This is a genomic window from Streptomyces sp. NPDC032091 (genome assembly GCF_055580265.1).
In genome coordinates this window covers 122,323-140,075 of the sequence record NZ_JBVILR010000016.1, presented here as the reverse complement: position 1 = coordinate 140,075, position 17,753 = coordinate 122,323, and the positions used below count along the sequence as shown (strand labels likewise).

The 17,753-nt window shown below is 75.8% G+C and carries 18 protein-coding genes; 3 read left to right on the top strand and 15 right to left on the bottom strand.

The annotated features are described in order from the left end of the window. Positions 1-62: 62 nt before the first annotated feature. Complete coding sequence (locus ACZ5NJ_RS24775; RefSeq protein WP_468767379.1) at positions 63-1,148, bottom strand: S-(hydroxymethyl)mycothiol dehydrogenase; 1,086 nt, start codon at positions 1,146-1,148, stop codon at positions 63-65. A gap of 73 nt (positions 1,149-1,221) precedes the next feature. After that, on the bottom strand, positions 1,222-2,187 hold the full coding sequence (locus ACZ5NJ_RS24770; protein ID WP_468767378.1) for a LysR family transcriptional regulator: 966 nt from the start codon (positions 2,185-2,187) through the stop codon (positions 1,222-1,224). A 71-nt stretch (positions 2,188-2,258) separates the two neighbouring features. On the opposite strand from ACZ5NJ_RS24770, the gene ACZ5NJ_RS24765 reads away from it, so the two are divergent. Continuing rightward, positions 2,259-3,266 carry a dihydrodipicolinate synthase family protein gene (locus ACZ5NJ_RS24765; RefSeq protein ID WP_468767377.1) on the top strand — a complete coding sequence of 336 codons (1,008 nt, stop codon included), beginning with the start codon at positions 2,259-2,261 and terminating at the stop codon, positions 3,264-3,266. 392 nt (positions 3,267-3,658) lie between these two features. Further along, positions 3,659-4,423 carry a transglycosylase SLT domain-containing protein gene (locus ACZ5NJ_RS24760; RefSeq protein WP_468767376.1) on the top strand — a complete coding sequence of 255 codons (765 nt, stop codon included), beginning with the start codon at positions 3,659-3,661 and terminating at the stop codon, positions 4,421-4,423. Here the strand turns inward: ACZ5NJ_RS24760 and nadE are convergent. From nadE to ACZ5NJ_RS24705, 11 genes are all read right to left on the bottom strand, one after another. Then, positions 4,417-5,265, bottom strand: coding sequence for an ammonia-dependent NAD(+) synthetase (gene nadE, locus ACZ5NJ_RS24755; protein WP_468767375.1), 849 nt, complete (start codon positions 5,263-5,265; stop codon positions 4,417-4,419). The two genes, ACZ5NJ_RS24760 and nadE, sit on opposite strands and share 7 nt — an antisense overlap. Before the next feature lie 128 nt (positions 5,266-5,393). Beyond that, on the bottom strand, positions 5,394-5,999 hold the full coding sequence (locus ACZ5NJ_RS24750) for a response regulator (RefSeq protein ID WP_468767374.1): 606 nt from the start codon (positions 5,997-5,999) through the stop codon (positions 5,394-5,396). Beyond that, positions 5,996-7,339 carry a sensor histidine kinase gene (locus tag ACZ5NJ_RS24745; RefSeq protein WP_468767373.1) on the bottom strand — a complete coding sequence of 448 codons (1,344 nt, stop codon included), beginning with the start codon at positions 7,337-7,339 and terminating at the stop codon, positions 5,996-5,998. Before ACZ5NJ_RS24745 ends, ACZ5NJ_RS24750 begins: the two co-directional genes overlap by 4 nt. A gap of 70 nt (positions 7,340-7,409) precedes the next feature. Further along, positions 7,410-8,321: a phytoene/squalene synthase family protein gene (locus ACZ5NJ_RS24740; RefSeq protein ID WP_468767372.1), complete on the bottom strand. Its 912-nt coding sequence runs from the start codon at positions 8,319-8,321 to the stop codon at positions 7,410-7,412. A 61-nt stretch (positions 8,322-8,382) separates the two neighbouring features. Next, complete coding sequence (locus ACZ5NJ_RS24735) at positions 8,383-10,068, bottom strand: serine/threonine-protein kinase (RefSeq protein WP_468767371.1); 1,686 nt, start codon at positions 10,066-10,068, stop codon at positions 8,383-8,385. Between the two features lie 27 nt (positions 10,069-10,095). Continuing rightward, positions 10,096-11,742, bottom strand: a complete 1,647-nt coding sequence (locus ACZ5NJ_RS24730; protein ID WP_468767370.1) for a peptide-N4-asparagine amidase — start codon at positions 11,740-11,742, stop codon at positions 10,096-10,098. Positions 11,743-11,819: 77 nt separating this feature from the next. Next, positions 11,820-12,299, bottom strand: coding sequence for a ribonuclease E activity regulator RraA (rraA, locus tag ACZ5NJ_RS24725; protein ID WP_468767369.1), 480 nt, complete (start codon positions 12,297-12,299; stop codon positions 11,820-11,822). 72 nt (positions 12,300-12,371) lie between these two features. Further along, positions 12,372-12,638, bottom strand: a complete 267-nt coding sequence (locus ACZ5NJ_RS24720) for a GlsB/YeaQ/YmgE family stress response membrane protein (protein ID WP_358893215.1) — start codon at positions 12,636-12,638, stop codon at positions 12,372-12,374. Between the two features lie 69 nt (positions 12,639-12,707). Then, complete coding sequence (locus ACZ5NJ_RS24715; protein ID WP_468767368.1) at positions 12,708-13,004, bottom strand: hypothetical protein; 297 nt, start codon at positions 13,002-13,004, stop codon at positions 12,708-12,710. Positions 13,005-13,009: 5 nt separating this feature from the next. Beyond that, positions 13,010-13,885, bottom strand: a complete 876-nt coding sequence (locus ACZ5NJ_RS24710) for a DMT family transporter (protein ID WP_468767367.1) — start codon at positions 13,883-13,885, stop codon at positions 13,010-13,012. Beyond that, a complete protein-coding gene (locus ACZ5NJ_RS24705; protein ID WP_468767366.1) occupies positions 13,882-14,832 on the bottom strand; it encodes a phosphatase PAP2 family protein in 951 nt (316 codons plus the stop codon). The genes ACZ5NJ_RS24710 and ACZ5NJ_RS24705 overlap by 4 nt, the downstream gene beginning before the upstream one ends. Before the next feature lie 193 nt (positions 14,833-15,025). Between ACZ5NJ_RS24705 and ACZ5NJ_RS24700 the strand changes: the two genes are divergently transcribed. Continuing rightward, the gene (locus tag ACZ5NJ_RS24700) at positions 15,026-15,655 is read left to right on the top strand and encodes a TetR/AcrR family transcriptional regulator (protein ID WP_395511828.1); all 630 of its coding nucleotides are present in this window, start codon (positions 15,026-15,028) and stop codon (positions 15,653-15,655) included. Positions 15,656-15,877: 222 nt separating this feature from the next. Here ACZ5NJ_RS24700 and ACZ5NJ_RS24695 read toward each other — a convergent pair whose 3' ends face one another. Both ACZ5NJ_RS24695 and ACZ5NJ_RS24690 read right to left on the bottom strand, forming a co-directional pair. Further along, positions 15,878-16,423, bottom strand: a complete 546-nt coding sequence (locus ACZ5NJ_RS24695; RefSeq protein ID WP_468767365.1) for a TerD family protein — start codon at positions 16,421-16,423, stop codon at positions 15,878-15,880. A 117-nt stretch (positions 16,424-16,540) separates the two neighbouring features. Then, the gene (locus ACZ5NJ_RS24690; protein ID WP_468767364.1) at positions 16,541-17,746 is read right to left on the bottom strand and encodes a vWA domain-containing protein; all 1,206 of its coding nucleotides are present in this window, start codon (positions 17,744-17,746) and stop codon (positions 16,541-16,543) included. Positions 17,747-17,753 lie beyond the last annotated feature (7 nt).

The following is a 17,753-nucleotide window of genomic DNA, read 5'->3' as shown; positions in this document are numbered from 1 at the left end:
GGCCGGGGCGGGCGGGGGTGTGGTCCGGGCGAGTCTACGGAACCGCCCCCGCCGTCACCGGGTCAGAACTCGACGACCGAGCGCAGGACCTCGCCGCGTTCCATGCGGGCGAAGGCCTCCTCGACCCCGTCGAGCGGGATGGTCTCGGAGACGAAGGCGTCGAGGTCGAGCCGGCCCTGGAGGTAGAGGTCGATCAGGAGCGGGAAGTCGCGCTCGGGCAGGCAGTCGCCGTACCAGGAGGACTTGAGGGCGCCGCCGCGGCCGAAGACGTCGAGGAGCGGGAGTTCGAGCTTCATCTCCGGCGTCGGCACGCCGACCAGCACGACGGTGCCGGCCAGGTCGCGGGCGTAGAAGGCCTGCCGGTAGGTCTCGGGGCGGCCGACGGCCTCGACGACCACGTCCGCGCCGTTGCCGCCGGTCAGCTCCTGGATCGCCTTGACCACGTCCTGTGTACGCCCGTTGACGGTGTGGGTGGCGCCGAGTCCGCGCGCCCACTCCAGCTTCCGGTCGTCCAGGTCCACGGCGATGATCTTCGAGGCGCCGGCCAGCCGGGCGCCGGCGACGGCCGCGTTGCCCACGCCCCCGCAACCGATGACGGCGACCGAGTCGCCGCGCCCGACGTTGCCGGTGTTCAGGGCGGCGCCGAGGCCGGCCATCACCCCGCAGCCGAGGAGCCCCGCGGCGGCGGGCGAGGCGGCCGGGTCGACCTTGGTGCACTGGCCGGCGGCGACGAGGGTCTTCTCCGCGAAGGCGCCGATGCCCAGGGCCGGGGAGAGCGGGGTGCCGTCCTCCAGGGTCATGGGCTGGGTGGCGTTGTGGGTGGCGAAGCAGTACCAGGGGCGGCCGCGCTTGCAGGCCCGGCAGGCGCCGCACACGGCGCGCCAGTTGAGGACCACGAAGTCGCCGGGGGCGACGGAGGTGACGTCGGGGCCGACGGACTCGACCACGCCGGCCGCCTCGTGGCCGAGGAGGAAGGGGAACGCGTCGTTGATGCCGCCCTCGCGGTAGTGCAGGTCGGTGTGACAGACCCCGCAGGCCTGGACTTTGACCAGGGCCTCGCCCGGGCCCGGGTCGGGCACGAGGATCGTGGTCGTCTCCACCGGTGCGCCCTTGCTCCGCGCGATGACTCCTCGTACGCGATGTGTCACGTCGTACCCCGTTCTGATCGGATCGGTCTGGATCACCGAACGTACACGGACGGCGCACGGTACGGGAGTTGTGTCACGCCCCGGCGCGCGGTACGGCCGGATCCGGTGGTACGCAGGCCCGGAGCGAGGCGGCGAAGGCGGCCACGGCGGGGTGTGCGCCGGCCCCGCTGCGGAAGGCGATCTTGGTGCGGCGTTCCATGGGGAGGCGGGTCAGGGTGACGGCGGGGTCGGGAGGGCCGGCCACCCCGAGCTGGGGGACGAGGGCCACGCCCTGGCCGGCGGCGACCAGCGCGAGGACGGTGGCGAACTCGTCGATGCGGTGCCGCACGCGCGGGGTGAACCCGGCGGCCTGGCAGGCCCGCAGGGTCATGGTGTGGCAGAGGGTGCCGGGGGTGGCGGTGATCCAGGGCGCGTCCCGGTGGGCGCGCAGGGCCGGGCCCTGTTCGGGGCCGGCGGCGGAGCCCGCGGCCGGTACGGTCTCCGGTCCGTCCGCCGGTCCCGGCCCCGCCGCGGGGGCGGCCAGGTACATCGCCTCCCCGTACAGCGGGCGGGTGGCCAGCCCCGGCTCGGCGGGCACGGGGACGAAGTCGTACTCGTGGACCAGGGCCACGTCCAGCTCCCCGGCCCGCAGCGCGTGCGCGACCGCCGCCGGGTCGGTCTCGTGGACCATCGGCTCCAGCGCCGGGTGGCGCCGGGCCAGGTGGACCAGGGCGGCGGGGACGAGGGCGCGGGTCGCCGTGGGGAAGGCCCCGACGCGCAGCACCCCGGCGAGTCCGCTGCGGGCCTCGGCGAGCTCGGCGTCGGCCTGTTCGAGCCGCTCCAGGACCGCCTCGGCGTGCCCGACCAGGTTCTGGGCGGCCGGGGTGAGGCGGACGCGGCGGCCGGTGCGCTCCAGCAGCGGCAGTCCGGCCTCCCGCTCCAGGACGGCCAGCTGCTGGGAGACGGCGGAGGGGCTGTAGGCGAGGGCCTCGGCCACGGCGGCGATGGTGCCGCGGCGGGCGAGTTCGCGCAGGAGCCGCAGGCGGCGTACGTCGAGCATCGGCTCAGCTTACGGATCACGTAAGGAACGTGAACTGGATTCGGCGCTCGGGGCGGGCGAGGCTCTTGGTCATGCGACAGGACACGGAGCGGTACACGGAGCGGTACACAGACCGGCACACGGAGCGGCACGCGGAGCAGTACGGGGAGCAGTACGGGGAGCAGTACGGCCCGCGCACGGCCGGCCGGAGGGCGGGGCCGCGTCTCGGCGGGATCCACGTCCCGCTCGTCACCCCCTTCACCCGCGGCGGGGACGTCGCCGCCGGCGCGCTGGAGGCCCTCGCGCACGAGGTGCTCGACGCGGGCGCCGCCGGGCTCGTCGCCCTGGGCACCACCGCCGAGGCGGCCGCCCTGGAGGAGGACGAACGCGATCTGGTCACCGAGGTCTGCGCCCGGGTCTGCCGGGAGCGGGGCGCGCCGCTCACGGTGGGGGCCGGAGCGGGTTCGGCCCGGGCGGCGGAGGCCTCGCTGGCCCGGCTGACGCGCCGGCCGGAGGCGGTGGCGGCGTTGGTGACCGTGCCCCCGTTCGTGCGGCCGGGGGCGGCGGGGGTGCTGGCCCACTTCGCGCGGCTGGCCTCGGTGAGCCCGGTGCCGCTGATCGTGTATCACATCCCGTACCGGACGGGGCAGCCCCTGGACGCCGTCGCGCTGCGGGAGCTGGGCTCGCTGCCCGGGGTGGCCGGGGTGAAGTACGCGGCCGGCGGGATCGACCAGGAGACGGTGGCGCTGCTGGGCGACCTGCCGGACGGGTGCGCGGTGCTGGCGGGCGACGACGTGTACGTGTCCCCGCTGCTGGCGCTCGGCGCCGCGGGCGGGATCCTCGCCTCGGCGCACCTGGCGACGGAGCGGTTCGTGGAGCTGGCCGGGGCCTGGCGGGAGGGCGACGCGGCACGGGCCCGGGAGCTGGGCCACGGGCTGGCGCGGCTGTCGGCGTCCCTGTTCGCCGAGCCGAACCCGGCGGTGGTCAAGGGCGTGCTGCACGCGCGGGGGCGGATCCCCACGCCGGACGTACGGCTTCCGGTGCTTCCGGCGTCCGAAGGGGCGGTGGCGGCCGCCCTGAAGGAACTGGCCGCGCTCTGACCTCACCGGAGCGCGCCCGTTTCATCCGCGTTTGAGGGTATTTCAGAGTCTCGCGCAGGTCGCCCCAATCGGCGGCATCGGCCCGCGAATTGCCCGTATTGGGAACGAGGGCGGAGGGCCCGCAGGAGTCGTGATGTGAGCCACACCCGCCGGGCCAACATCAATTTCCCCGGAAGGGTCGATTCCCTTTTCCCGGAAAGGGAAACCCGGATTTCCCGAGAAGTTTTTCAAGGTCGTTTGGCGGGCGGTGCGCGGGAAGTCGATCTCCGGGTGGAATTCGCGTCTTGTCGGCCCCCGCGCGCTCGCCTACGGTCACCTTCATTCCCGGTGGCCGACTGCCGAATCCGGCCGCCTCCGGGACTTCCCCGCACCCGCACGTGAGGAAATGCGCCATGCCCGCATCGGGTAAGCACCGCCGGCCGAAGCAGCACAAGATCGCCCGAAAGCTGGCCTTCGCCGGCACGGGCGGAGCGGCCCTCGCCCTCCCCCTGATCGGCGCGACCACGGCCGGCGCGGCCGTCGCACAGCCGGCCGCGGCGCCCGCCGCGAGCACCCTGCCCCTCCCCGCCGCCAAGCCCGCCGCCCAGCCGGCGGCGGCCCCCGTGATCTATTCGGTGGTCGGGGGCGACACGCTGGCGAAGATCGCGGCGGAGCATTCCGTGAGCGGCGGCTGGCAGGCCCTCTACGAGGCCAACCGCACGGTCATCGGCGGCAACCCCTCCGTCATCCGCCCGGGCCTCAAGCTCACCCTGGGCGGGGCGGCCAAGGCCGCCGCCGCCCGGGCCACCGCGCTCGCCGCCAAGCCCGCCGCCGCGCCCGCCGCCGTGAAGACGTACGCGAACAACCTGGACGGCTGGATCCGCCAGTCGCTGGACATCATGGCCCGGCACGGGATTCCCGGCAGCTACAACGGAATCCACCGCAACGTGATGCGGGAGTCCTCCGGCAATCCCCTCGCCATCAACAACTGGGACTCCAACGCCGCGGCCGGCATTCCCTCCAAGGGGCTGCTCCAGGTCATCGACCCGACGTTCCGCGCCTACCACGTGCCGGGCACGGCGATGGACTCCTACGACCCCGTCGCGAACATCACGGCCGCCTGCAATTACGCGGCCGCCCGCTACGGCTCGATCGACAACGTCAACGGCGCCTACTGAGCCGGGAGGTGGCCCGGGGCGATCGGCAGCCGGCGCTTGTGGTCGGTGAGCCGGTAGCGGCGGACGATCGTCTCGAAGGCCCGCGCGTCGACCGGCTTGCCCTCCAGGAAGTCGTCGATGTCGTCGTAGGTGACCCCGAGGGCGTCCTCGTCGGCCTTGCCCGGGTCGAGGGTCTCCAGGTCCGCGGTCGGGACCTTCCACACCAGTTCGGCGGGCGCGCCCAGGGCGTCCGCGACCGCGCGGACCCGGCGCTTGGTCAGGCCGGTCAGCGGGACCAGGTCGGCCGCTCCGTCGCCGAACTTGGTGAAGAAGCCGGAGACCGCCTCGGCGGCGTGGTCGGTGCCGACCACCAGGCCGTCGTGGGCGCCGGCCACCGCGTACTGGGCGATCATCCGCTGCCGGGCCTTGATGTTGCCGTGGACGAAGTCCTGGTGGTGGGCGTCGCGGAACTCCACGCCGGCGGCCCGCGCCGCCTCCAGGGCGGCGTCGCTCGCCGGCTTCACGTCCACGGTCAGGACCTGGTCGGCGCGGATGAAGGAGAGGGCGAGCCGGGCGTCGTGCTCGTCGGCCTGGACCCCGTAGGGCAGCCGCATCGCGTAGAACCGCGCCTCGTGCCCGGCCTCGCGGGCCCGCTCGACGGCGAGCTGGCACAGCCGGCCGGCGGTGGTGGAGTCCACCCCGCCGCTGATGCCCAGCACGAGGGAGCGCAGACCGGTGGAGGTGAGCCGCTCGGCGAGGAAGGCCACCCGGCGCTCGATCTCCCGCTCGGCGTCGAAGGTCTCGGCGACCTCCAGTTCCCGGGCGATCTCCTGCTGCAGGGCGATGGACGCCGGCTCGCTCACGTCTGCTCCTCGTTCTCGGCGGTCTCCGCGCCGTCCGCGCTGTCGGCGGGCGTCGCGTTGCGTTCGACGGTGTGCTGTCGCCCCCACCCTACCCAGCGGCGACGGCGCCCCGGCGGCCCCGCCGTGCCTCAGAGCCAGCCCTGACGGCGGGCCGCGCGGACGGCCTCCATACGGTTGCGGGTGCCGGTCTTGCCGATGGCCGCCGAGAGGTAGTTGCGCACGGTCGACTCCGACAGGTGCACCCGGGCCGCGATGTCGGCGACCGTGGCCCCGTCGGCGGCCGCGTTCAGCACGTCGGCCTCGCGCGGGGTCAGCGGGTTCGGCCCGGCGCTGAGCGCGGCGGCGGCGAGCGAGGGGTCGATCACGGTCTCCCCCGCCAGGACCCGGCGGACCGCGGCGGCCAGCTCCTCCACCGGCCCGTCCTTGACGAGGAACCCCGCGGCCCCCGCCTCCATGGCCCGGCGCAGGTAGCCGGGGCGGCCGAAGGTGGTGAGGATCAGCACCCGGCAGCCGGGGAGGGCCGTGCGCAGCTCGGCGGCGGCGTCGAGGCCGCTGCGGCCCGGGAGTTCGATGTCGAGGAGGGCCACGTCGGGCCGGGCGTCGAGGGCGGCGGGCACGATCTCGTCCCCGGCGGCCACCTGCGCCACGACCTCGATGTCCTCCTCCAGCCCGAGCAGCAGGGCCAGGGCCCCGCGCATCATGCCCTGGTCCTCCGCCAGCAGCAGCCTGATCATCCGTTGCCCTCGTCGCCTTCCGCGGCCGTCTCCACCGGGAGTTCGGCACTGACCCGGAAGCCCCCGCCCGGGACGGGCCCGCTGGTCAGCGTGCCGCCGGCGGCCGCGAGGCGTTCTCCGAGGCCGGTCAGTCCGCTGCCCGGCGGGGTCGAGCCTACGCCGTGGCCGTCGTCGGTGATCACCAGCCGGACCCGTTCCGCCCCGCCGCGCACCTCGATCTCGCAGCTGGTGGCGCCGCTGTGGCGGACCGCGTTGGTGGCGGCCTCGCGGACCACCCAGCCCAGCAGGGCGGCGGCCTGCGGGGGCAGCGGCGGCCCGGACTGGCGGACCAGGGGCTCGATGCCCGCGGCGGTCAACGCGCCCCGGGCGCGGTCGAGTTCGGAGGCCAGGCTGGCTTCGCGGTAGCCGGTGACGGCCTCCCGGATCTCGGTGAGGGCCTGGCGGCCGACGGTCTCGATGTCACGGACCTGCCCGAGGGCGGCCTCCATGTCCCGGGGGGCGATGCGCCGGGCCGCCTCCGACTTCACCACGATCACCGACAGGGTGTGGCCGAGCAGGTCGTGCAGGTCGCGGGAGAAGCGCAGCCGCTCCTGGTCCACCGCGGCACGTGCCAGTTCCTGCCGGGTGTCGCGCAGTTCACGCACCGTCTCGGCCAGGGCGAGGATCGCGGCGGTGACCATGCCCGACAGGAAGGTCCCGTAGACGATGCCGATGGCGTCCCAGCCCTCCCGCAGCCCGCCGATCACCCCGGCGAGGGCGCTGATGCCGAACATCACCTGGGCGAGCCTGCGGCCCCGGACCACCGCACCGGTGGCCAGGCCCAGCAGCGGGAAGAACAGCAGCCAGCTGTCGCCGTACCCGGCGGCCATGGCGCAGGTGACGGCGCCGAGCGCGACCAGGCACCAGCGCGTGGTGGCCGACTGCCGGGCCCGCTTGTCGAAGGCCCGGAACACCAGGGTGACGTAGAAGGAGTTGAAGAGCAGCAGGCCGAGGGCGCCGATCCACGGGTTCGGGGTCTCGCCGTGGACGATGTTGGAGATGGCGCCCATGCCCAGGAGCAGCCAGGGCAGCAGGGTGAAGGCGTTCGGCGGCCCCATGGGGCCGCTGCCGTAGTCGGGGGCCTCGCCGCGCGCCTTGCGGGCCTTCTCGGCGGCCCGCCACTCGGCCTTGCGGGCCTGCCACTGCGCCTTGCGGTCCTGCCGCTCCGCCTTGCGGTCCTGCCGCTCGGCCTTCGCGCCGTCCGCGCTCCCGCACGTGTCCCGCATGTCCGTCCCCGTTCCCCCGTCGGCTCCCGCGCCGTCCCGCCGGAGCGGGGGTGCGGAGGTCTGCTGCTCTGTCATGACCACCACGATAGGGACCGGTACGGGGGCGTCGGCAGAGCCGCCCGTACGGCCTCGACCAGTACGAATGTCATATCGAGCGGCGGCTGCGGAGGGCGCGCAGCAGGGTCCCGGCCGGGGCCGCCAGGCCGTAGCCGACGTCCTTGCGCAGGACGCCCGCGCCGGCCCGCTCGACGGCGGCGAGCTGGTGTCCCATGAGCTCCGTCATGGCGGCGACCACGGGGCGCAGCCCGGGTTCGGTGCGGTCGAGGATGCCGTCGTCGGCGGCGTCGAGGGCGGTACGGGCGCGCCGGCACTGGTCGGCCAGGAGGGCCCGTACGGCCGGGGTGTCGCGGGCCGCTTCGAGGTCGGCGCGGGTGACGGAGTGCTCGGCGAGCCGGGCGCGCGGGATGCAGAGTCGGCCCTCGGCGAGGTCGCCGGCGAGGTCCGCGAGGAAGTCGACGCGCTGGGCGGCGTCCACGAAGGTGCGCCAGGCGGCGGCCTGGTCGGGGTCGGGCCCGCCCGGGTACTGGAGCCCGGTGAAGACCAGGACCCCGGGCCAGGCGTAGGCGTCGAGGTAGCCCTGGAAGTCGTCCTCGGTGCCGAAGCCGTCGAAGCCGGCCTCGGCGGTGGCCGCGCCGTCGAGGAAGCGGGTGACCCAGTGGGCGGGCAGGCCCCGGGAGCGGACCGCGTGGGCGTAGGCGCGCAGCACCGGGTCGGCACCGCCGCCGCCCTCCAGGGCCGCGGTGGTGCGGGTCGCGAGCTCGGCGAGGCCGGCGGCCCGCTGCCGCGGGGTGCCCGTCTCGGCGACGTCGTCGACGAGGTTCATGAAGGCCAGGCCCGCCGCGAGCCAGGGCACCAGGGGCGGCGCGGCCAGCAGGCGCAGGGTGACGAAGCGCGCGGGGTCGCGGCGCAGGACCCCGCGGGCGGCCCGGGTGTAGTCGTCGCGCAGCCCGCGGCCGGTGATGCCGGCCCGGGTGAGGGTGGTGCGCCAGCTGGGCATGGTGGGGTCCGCTCCCTGGAGACGTGTCCGCGTACCGGACGGGGTGGTACGGGACACGATGTCAGGAGCGGTAGACCTTCTTCACGTTGCCCTGGGTGTCGGCGTAGAGGTAGCCGCCCCGGCCGTACTCGTCGCTGAGGTAGGGCCGCATGGAGGCGGCGGTGCCGTCGAACAGCCAGGGCTCGACGATGACGTAGCGCGAGGTCGGCTTGGTCACGCCGAGTTCCTGCTGGGCCTTGTCGAGGAGGCCGGGCAGGGCGTCCCACTTCACGCCCGCCATGTCGATGAGGGGCGCGGCCTCGTCGATCGTGCCGCCCGGGCCGTCGCGCTTGACCTGGCCGTCGCGGTACTCGTAGCGGTCGTAGGTCCCGGCGCCGGCGGCGGTGGGGATGGAGGCGAGCACGTACCCCTCGTAGACGGTCATCTCGACGAAGGAGGTGGTCCCGGTCTGCTGCTTGAACGCCGCGATCGCGGTGCGGACGTTGTCGGGGGTGAGCAGGCTGCCCTTGGCCGCGGCGGCGGGGCTGCCCTGCGGCCGGGACGCGGTGGTGCCCGGGGCGGCCGCGCGGCCGGTGGAGCCGGGTGTGGCTCCGGGTGCGGCTCCGGTCGTGGCGGCCCCGGCCGTGGCGCCCTTGGCGTGCGTGCCGGCGGAGCCGGAGCCCGTGTCGGGCAGCGCCTGGACCAGGCCGACGGCGCCGCCGGCGAGGGCCACCGCGAGCAGGGCGCCGATCAGGAGGGGCCGGCGGCGGCGCGGGCCGGCCGCGGGGACGGGTGCGGTGCGGTCGTACGGGTTGCCGCCGCCCGGGACGAAGGGCCGGGTGTCGGACGTCGGGGGCGCGGCGGACACCGGGGGCAGGGGCGGCCCGTAGGCCGGCGGGAGCACCGGGGCGGAGCCGCCGGGAGCGGCGCTCGCGGCGCGGAGCAGCGCTTCCAGTTCGGCCCCGTCGGGCCGCACGGCCGGGTCCCGTACGAGCAGCCGTTGCAGGACGGGGCCCAGCGGGCCGGAGCGCACCGGGGCCGGGATGGGGTCGTCGAGGACGGCGACGACGGTGGCGAGGCTGGTGGCCCGGCGCAGCGGGTGGGTGCCCTCGGCGGCCACGTACAGCATCATGCCGAGCGACCACAGGTCGGAGGCGGCGAGCCCCTCCTCGCCGCGCGCCCGCTCGGGGGCGATGTACTCGGGCGAGCCGATCAGCACGCCGGTGGAGGTGAGGGCGGTGGCCCCGCCGAGGGCGGCGATGCCGAAGTCGGTCAGGACGGCGGCGCCGTCGGGCCGCAGCAGCACGTTGGCCGGTTTCACGTCCCGGTGGAGGACGCCCTCGGCGTGCGCGGCCCGCAGCGCCGACAGGACGTCGAGCCCGAGCCGCAGCACGTCGGCGACGGGCAGGGGGCCTTCGGCCAGCCGGTCGTGCAGGGAGCCGCCCTTGACCAGTTCCATCACGATCCACGGGTGGCCGTCGGTCCCGGGCGCGGGCTCGACGATGTGGTGGATCGTCACCACGCCGGGGTGCGCGAGGCGGGCCAACGCCCGGGCCTCGCGCACGGCGCGCTCGCGCATCTGGTCGGAGAGCCCGGGGTTGGCCGCCTCGGAGGCCGGGTCCGGCGGGCGCACCTCCTTGAGGGCGACCTCGCGGTGCAGGGCGATGTCGCGGGCGCGCCACACCGTTCCCATGCCTCCGGCGCCCAGGGGCGCGATCAGTTCGAAACGGCCGTCGACCAGCCGTCTGCCGGCCTCACTCGTGTCCATGGCCGGTCATCGTAGAGGGCGCCACCGTCAGCAGCGGCGGCGGTCCGCCGTGAGGGCGCCCTGGGCGGTGGACACCGTACGGTCGTAACATCCGCCGGCGATCGGCGCCCCGTACAGCTGGTAGCGGGCGGTGGTGGTGCCGACCGCGTGCCGCTGCTCGCGCGGGACGTTCGCCGTGTACGAGGCGTCGCCCGTGTACCGGTCGTCGAGGAGGGTCCGGCCGGTCCGGTGGCCGCCGCGCAGGGTGACGGTGTCGGCGCGGTCGCCCAGGGAGAGGACGGTGCGCAGCCGGTCGCCGGCGCCGAGGGTGGTCTCGCCGTCCATGGTGTAGGTCCGGGTGGTGCGGGTGGTGGCGGCGCCCCGGGTGACGCTCTCCTCGTCGTTCCAGGTGGCGGTGAGGGCGTCGCGGTTCTCGCCGTCCGTCCAGCGGTGGGCCGAGGTGTGGTCCACGGCCCGGGTGACGGTGGTGGTGACGCGGCCGTGCGAGGTGTCGAGGTATCCGGCGACGGTGAGGCGGTGCGCGCCGTCGGTGTCGAGGCGGTGTTCGCCGCCGGGGGCGGCGGGTGTCCAGCGGGAGGATCCGGTGGGGGCCGTCTCCTCGTGGCGGGTCAGCGCCCCGGTGACGACCCCCCGGCCCCGGTCCTGCCAGAGCAGCAGGTTGGCGGGGGTGCTCCAGCCGCTCTGGCCGGCCGGGACCCCGGCGACGGCCACCTCGACGCGGTGCGGGCGGCCGTCGTTGAGGAGGCCGGCGTAGGGGGTGAGGTCGTAGACGACGGGCTGGACGTCGAAGGCGCGCGGGCCGGGGGTGACGTACCAGAGGAAGGGGTTGGACCAGCCGCCGGTCCAGACGGTCGGGAAGGGTGCGGCGAGCCCGGCGAGCTGTCCGTCGACGGAGACGCGGACCTCGCGGTAGGGGCCGTCGGCGGCCTTGCAGGAGTAGGGGGCGGCGTCGGGGACGGTCAGGTACCAGAACTCCTCGCAGCCGCCGCCGGAGCCGGTGGCGTAGACCTCGGCGAGGATCCGCTCGGTGTTGCGCGGGGTGGTGACGGCGGGGGTGGTGAGCGGGAGGACCCGGTCGGGGGCGGGGGCGGGGCGGGTGCGGCCCTCGGCGGCGTAGAAGGTCAGGGTGACCTTGACGTCGATGACCCCGGTGTAGGTGTCGTCGACGACGTTGCCGATGAGCATCTCGACGGGCTGCGGGCGGCTGAGGGTGTCCCGGTAGCGGGTGACGTCCTTCTCCACGGACCATGCGATGCCCTCGGGCGAGGGTTCGGGGGTGGAGGTGCTCAGGATCTCCACTCCGCCCACGGCGAGGTGGCCGAGGCGGTCGTACTGGCGGCCCTTGACCTTGCCGTCGAGGCGCAGCACCACGCTCGCCCAGTCGGCGCGGCCGCAGCCGGTGGGTGGGGTGTAGTCGCCGCGGTAGGGGGTGAAGTCGCGGAACTGCGCCTCGGCGAGGGTGACGCGGCAGGAGGTGGTGTCGGGGTGCGCGACGGGCGGGGCGGGGGTGAGGGGGTCGTGCCAGTCGGTGCCGAACTCGGCGGGCGGGGTGTCCGCGGCCGCGCGGGCCGGGGCCGGGGCGGGGGCGGCCGCCGCGGGTCCCGCGGCGCCGGCCAGGGTGCCCGCGGCGAGGGTGAGCGCGCCGAGCAGGCCCATGATCCTGTGTCGTCTCATGGGCCCGCAGTGAAGCGCCACCCCGGCGCCGTCCGCCAGGGCCGGTGCTCCCGGTCTGGCGCGATCTCGCCTACGGCTCAGGCCGGCAGGACCACGACGCCGTCGTCGTCCACGTGGACGGTGTCGCCGGGCCGGAAGGTGACCCCGCCGATGGTGACGGGCTCGTCGACGGCGCCCGCGCCGGTCTTCCCGCTCTTGCGGGGGCAGGTGCCGAGTGCCTGGACGCCGAGGTCGAGACCGCCGAGGGCGACGCTGTCGCGGACGGCCCCGTTGACGATCAGTCCGGCCCAGCCGGAGCGCTCGGCGGCGCCGGCGATGAGGTCGCCGACGAGGGCGGTGCGCAGCGAGCCGCCGCCGTCGATGACGAGGACGGCGCCTTCGCCGGGGGTGTGGAGGAGTTCGCGCAGCAGGGCGTTGTCCTCGTGGCAGCGGACGGTGCGCACCGGCCCGGCGAAGAGCCGGCGGCCGCCGAGGGGGCGGAAGGCGGTGGTGCAGATGCCGAGGCTCTCGCCGTGCTCGTCGTAGAGGTCGGCGGTGGGGGTGGGGGTGACGCTCATCTGGCTGTGGGCTCCTCGCATCTCGTACGTCGCACCGTGCACGGCCCAGCGTAGGCGGCGGGTACTCGGGGCTCAGTCGCGGGAGTTGCCGAAGAGGATGCGGTAGCCGATGAGCAGGACGAGGGAGCCCGCGATGGCGGAGCCCCAGGTGGCGAGGTCGAAGAAGTGGTTCTGGATGGGGCGGTCCAGGAACTTGGCGGAGAGCCAGCCGCCGATGAAGGCGCCGGCGACGCCGATGAGGGTGGTGCCGATGAGGCCCCCGGGGTCCCGGCCGGGCAGCAGGATCTTGGCGATGCCTCCGGCCAGCAGGCCCAGGACGATCCAGCCGATGATGCCCATGGAAGTTCACTCCGCTCGTTGGTCCGCGTCTCTACGGTGGGGAGGACGCGCGCGGCGGCCCGGCGGTTCTCAGCCGTGGCGGGTTCGCCGCAGTGCGGTGGCCAGGGCGGCGGCCGTCACGGCGCCGATTCCGGCCACCGCGAGGCCGCCGCGGGAGCGGTAGGAGAAGAGGGAGAGGGCGGAGCGGGCCGAGAAGGCGGAGCCGGCGCTCAGCCAGGAGGCCGCCGATCCGGCGGAGAGGGCGGAGCCGAGGGAGCCGATGGACAGCACGCTGCCCACCGAGCCGACGGAGAGCACCGAGCCCACGGAGCCGATGGACAGCACGGAGTTCCTGGACCACAGGGAGAGGTACGAGCGGTCGGCCATGGCGGTCATGCTGTCACGTGGCCGGCCGGTACGGGGTGGCTTTCGCCGCTCGGGACGGATCCGGGCGGCGCGGTCCGGGTCAGCAGGAGCACCCCCCGGGCCGCGGCGAGGGCCCCGGCGACGGCGAGGACGACGCCCAGGGCCCCGCCCTGGAGGCGTTCGCCGAGCAGGACCATGCCGATGACGGCGGCGGCGAGCGGGTTGGCGAGGTTGACCACGGCGAGCGGGGCCCCGAGGCCGCCCCGGTAGGCCCGCTGCGAGAGCAGCATGCCGCCGACCGCGAAGACCACGACGAGCAGCGCGACGGTGACCACCCGGGCGCTGAGCAGGGAGCCGCCCCGGCCGCCCGCGACGGCGACGGTCTGGGTCAGGGCGGAGGCGACGGCGGAGGCCAGGCCGGAGGCGGTGGCGTGGCGCAGGCCCGGGCCGGGGTCCTTGCGGGCGGTGAGCAGGGCGATCACGGCCAGGGTGGCTCCGGAGACGGTGAGGGCCTCGGCGACGCTGAGGGTGTCGTCGGGGGCCGGGCCGGAGGCGGGGAGCAGCAGCAGGCCGAGCCCGGCGACGGTGGCGAGGGTGCCCCGCCACTCGGTGGCGGCGACCCGCCGGCCGGCGCCGCGCGCGCCCAGCGGGACGGCGGCGACGAGGGTGAGCGCGCCGAGGGGCTGGACCAGGGTGAGCGGGCCGTAGCGCAGGGCGGCGGCGTGCAGCAGCGCGGCGGCGGCGTTCAGCCCTGCCGACCACCACCAGGCGCCGTTGCCGAGCAGGTCGCGGGCGCTGCGGGCGACGGCCCGGCGGGCGAGCCGCTCCTGGGCGACGGCGGCGGCCGCGTAGGTGACGGCGGAGGCGAGGCAGAGCGCGACGGCGAGCAGGGTGGCGTTCACCGCTCGCCTCCGGCGGCGGCGGGCCGGGGCACGGCGGGCCTGCCCGGGCCGCCCGCGGCGACCGGCTTCGGCTTCGGCTTCGGCTTCGGGGCGGGAGCGGCGGCCGGGACCGGGGCCGGGACGGAAGCGGCGGCCGGGTCCGGGGTTCGGCGGGGGTGCGGGAGGGGCGGTACCGCGCCGGTGGTCGGCGCCGGAACCGCGGGGCGGTCGGGCGCGGCGGAGGCCGCCGGGCGGGGGACGACCAGGAGGGCCGCGCCCAGGAGCAGGGCCGCCACGATCGCGTCGACCCAGTAGTGGTTCGCGGTGCCCACGACCACCAGCAGCGTGGCGAGGGGGTGGAGCAGCCACAGGGCCCGCCACCGGGAGCGGGTCGCGGCGATCATCCCGAGAGCCAGCATCAGCGCCCAGCCGAAGTGCAGCGAGGGCATCGCGGCGAACTGGTTGGCCATGGTGTCGGCGGCCGGGGCGGCCCGGTAGACGGTCGGACCGTAGACCTGGCCGGTGTCCACCAGGTGCGCGGCCTCCAGCATCCGGGGCGGCGCGAGGGGGAAGGACAGGTGCAGGGCGAGGGCGGCGCCGGTGAGCACGGCGAGCACCCGGCGGGTCCACAGGTAGTGCCCGGGGCGGCGCAGGTACAGCCAGACCAGGAACAGCACGGTCGCGGGGAAGTGCACGGCCGCGTAGTAGGTGTTCGCGGCGTGGACGGCTGCGTCCGAGTGGAGCAGCAGCCGCTGTACGGCCCCTTCGCCGGGCAGGTGCAGGACGCGTTCGGCGTCCCAGACCCGGGCGGCGTTGTGGTGGGCCTCTTCGGTGCGGCCCGTCGAGAGCAGCCGGCCCGCCTTGTACACGGCGAACAGGCCCGCGACGAGCAGCAGCTCGCGTATGAGCCGGCGCCGGGCCGCGCCCGCGGGGGCGGGTGGCCGGCCGGGTGTGGTGTGGGACGTCATCCCCCGGTCTCACTTCTTTCGGGTGGAGCGGCTTTCGGTCGCTTCGGTCGCTTCGGTCGGACCGTTTCCGATCGACACACCAGTGTATCGATACATTCGCGTATCGATACGATGGTGTAGCGATAAGCTCCGGGGGCCTTACACTCGGGAGCACGACCCACCGCCCGTGAGCTCACGAGGAGAGCCGCACGCCATGACGTCCACGCCGCAGACCGCCGCGCGCCGCTCCAAGATCAGCCCGGAGCGCGAGCAGGAGTTCTACGACGCCGTCCTGGACCAGCTGCGCGAGCACGGGTACGAGGCCCTGACCATGGAGGGCGTGGCCGCGCGGGCCTGCTGCGGCAAGTCGACGCTCTACCGGCAGTGGAAGACCAAGCCCCAGCTGGTCGCCGCCGCCCTGCGCGCGAGCCGGGCGCGGCGCGGCGAGCGGACGCTGGCCGACGTGGACACCGGGAACCTGGCGGAGGACCTGCGCGAGGCCGCCCGGATCGCGGCCGGCACCTCCGGGCGCGACACCCGCCTCACCCAGGCCCTCGGCAACGCCGTGCTCAGTGACGAGGAACTCCAGCGCGCGCTGCGCGAGGCGCTGGTCGAGCCCGAGCTGGCGGCCTTCGGCGCGATCGTGGCGCGGGCCGTGGCGCGCGGCGAGATCGCCGCGGACCATCCGGCCGTGGAGTTCCTGCCGGCGCAGCTGATGGGCGTCCTGCGGATCCGGCCGGTGCTGGAGGGCCGTTACGCGGACGCCGACTACCTGGTCCGGTTCGTCGACGCGGCCCTGCTGCCCGCCCTGGGCATCGGGCCGGGAGACCGACCGGCCACCTGAACCGGTGGGCCGCCGTTCACGATGACCGGACGGCGACCCGCTTCGCGCTGCCTCGTGGGGACGGCGGCAGCGCGCCACCCGGACGGGTCGGCGGCCCTCCCGAGCAGGGGGGACCGCCGCCCCGTCCGGTCCGGACCACCACCCCGACGGCGGCCCGCGACCGTCCGCACCGCGTCAGTCCCAGGCCGCGTCAGTCCCGGGCCGCCTCACTCCGGGCCCGCGTCAGTCCCGGGCCGCGCCCATCAGCCGGGTGTACTCCTGCGGGTCCGCGTCGACGCCGTGGGCCCGGGCGTCCAGGGACCAGCCGCCCTCCCCGTCCCGGACGAACACGGCGACGGTGGCGGCCGTGGCGCCGGCGAGCCCGCCGAAGTCGTGGGCGGCGAGGTCGGTGTGGCCCTCGCGGATGCGCAGGCCGGTCCCCGCGACGGAGGAGAACACCGTGCGGCCGGGCGCGCCCGCCGGACCCGGGTCCTGGATCACCACGCCGACCACGACCCGGCCCAGCGCGGGTGCCAGCCGGTCCAGTTCGAGGGTCATCACCTCGTCCCAGCCGAAGCCCTGCCCGTTGCGGCTGTCCCGGTCGAGGGTGATCGTGCCGTCGGGGGCGCGGCTGCCGAAGTGCACGAGGTACACGGGCTCGCCGTACGGGTCGTCGGCCCCGAAGACGCCGGCGACGAGGTCCAGGTCGTGCGGGGGCGTCCCGGCGGGACTGGGGTCCCAGCGCAGCGCTATCTCCACCTTGGCCAGGCTCTTGCGTACTCCGGTCACCGGACCGCCCCCCTCGCTCGGCCACCGTGGGCCGTGTCTTCCGCGTCCAGCCGGCCATGCTGCCACGCGCGGGTGATCACCGGGCGGGCCACCGCACACAACCGGCCAGTTCCCCGGTCAGCCCGCCGGGGGCACCCGTACGGTCTCGACCCAGGCCGGCGGCTGCGGCGCGTCCGCTCCGATCAGCGCGGCGATCACCCGGCACGGCGGGGCGGCCTCCGGCCAGGGGGTGTACCCGTCGGTCAGGACCACGACGATGCCCGGGGGCTCCGGCGCGGCCAGCGCCGCCGCGATGCCCACCCGCATGTCGGTGCCCCCGCCCCCGGCCAGGGTCACCTCCCGGGCGCTGGTCACCCGGTTCACGGCCTGGACGTCGGCGTCGCAGGCCAGCACCGCGACCCGGTTCCCGCCGACGCCGACCTCCCGCAGCACCCCGGTCACCTCGCCGAGCGCGGCGCCGAGCTCCTCGTCCCCCATCGAGCCGGAGGTGTCGACGACGATCGCGACCCGCGGCAGCGGCCGGCGCAGGCTCGGCAGCACCACGCGGCCGCCCAGGGCGGGGGTGCGCCGCGAGGGGCGGCGGTAGGTGTAGTCCACCGCACCGGCCGCCCAGGCCGCGGCCTCCCGTACCGCCCCCGTCAGGGCTCGCCGCCAGTCCACGACGGGCTGCAGGACCTGCTCCGCCCAGCGTTCCCAGCCGGCCGGGACACTGCCCCGGCCCCGGGTGCGCCGGTGGGCGCGCACGGCCTGGGCGGTGGTCCGGCGCAGGGCCTCCGCCTCGACCGGGCCGATGCGAGCGGTGCCGTCGCAGCCGCCGAGTTCCCAGGGCGCCGGCACGCCGTGCGCGCCGGAGCCGCAGTCCACGTGCGCGTGCGGGGGCGTGCGCGGGATGCCGGGCAGGTAGCTCTCGAACAGGCCGCCCGCGGGGAGGCCGAAACGGCGCGGCTCCATCCGGCCCTCGGGCAGCCGCAGCCCGTCGGCGAGGAGGTCGTCGTTGATCTCGCAGTCCTGGGCGATGTTGGTCCGCAGCGGATCGCGCTGGTCGGCGGCGGGGAGCCGGTCGGCCCGGCCGTGGTGGTCGCGCAGCAGGTGGGCCACCTCGTGGATCCACACCCCGGCGAGCTCGGGGACGGGGGTCCGGTCGACGAACTCGGGCGCGACGTAGCAGCGCCAGTGCCGGTCGACGCCCATCGTGCGCACCCCCGCCGGCCCCGGGGAGGGGACGACGGTCAGCGCGTACAGGGCGGAGGCCAGGTAGGGCCGTGCCTCGGCGGCCGCGTAGCGGGCGGCGAGCAGCTTGGCCCGGTCCAGGGGGCGGTCCACCGGTGCG

Bases quoted from the DNA above. Each gene is read 5' to 3' on its own strand.
- ACZ5NJ_RS24700 (WP_395511828.1), top strand. From the start codon at position 15,026: ATGACGTCCACGCCGCAGACCGCCGCGCGCCGCTCCAAGATCAGCCCG.
- ACZ5NJ_RS24765 (WP_468767377.1), top strand. From the start codon at position 2,259: ATGCGACAGGACACGGAGCGGTACACGGAGCGGTACACAGACCGGCAC.
- ACZ5NJ_RS24750 (WP_468767374.1), bottom strand. From the start codon at position 5,999: ATGATCAGGCTGCTGCTGGCGGAGGACCAGGGCATGATGCGCGGGGCC.
- ACZ5NJ_RS24715 (WP_468767368.1), bottom strand. From the start codon at position 13,004: ATGGCCGACCGCTCGTACCTCTCCCTGTGGTCCAGGAACTCCGTGCTG.
- ACZ5NJ_RS24720 (WP_358893215.1), bottom strand. From the start codon at position 12,638: ATGGGCATCATCGGCTGGATCGTCCTGGGCCTGCTGGCCGGAGGCATC.
- ACZ5NJ_RS24770 (WP_468767378.1), bottom strand. From the start codon at position 2,187: ATGCTCGACGTACGCCGCCTGCGGCTCCTGCGCGAACTCGCCCGCCGC.
- ACZ5NJ_RS24735 (WP_468767371.1), bottom strand. From the start codon at position 10,068: ATGGACACGAGTGAGGCCGGCAGACGGCTGGTCGACGGCCGTTTCGAA.
- rraA (WP_468767369.1), bottom strand. From the start codon at position 12,299: ATGAGCGTCACCCCCACCCCCACCGCCGACCTCTACGACGAGCACGGC.
- ACZ5NJ_RS24705 (WP_468767366.1), bottom strand. From the start codon at position 14,832: ATGACGTCCCACACCACACCCGGCCGGCCACCCGCCCCCGCGGGCGCG.
- ACZ5NJ_RS24740 (WP_468767372.1), bottom strand. From the start codon at position 8,321: ATGCCCAGCTGGCGCACCACCCTCACCCGGGCCGGCATCACCGGCCGC.
- ACZ5NJ_RS24760 (WP_468767376.1), top strand. From the start codon at position 3,659: ATGCCCGCATCGGGTAAGCACCGCCGGCCGAAGCAGCACAAGATCGCC.
- ACZ5NJ_RS24745 (WP_468767373.1), bottom strand. From the start codon at position 7,339: ATGACAGAGCAGCAGACCTCCGCACCCCCGCTCCGGCGGGACGGCGCG.
- ACZ5NJ_RS24730 (WP_468767370.1), bottom strand. From the start codon at position 11,742: ATGAGACGACACAGGATCATGGGCCTGCTCGGCGCGCTCACCCTCGCC.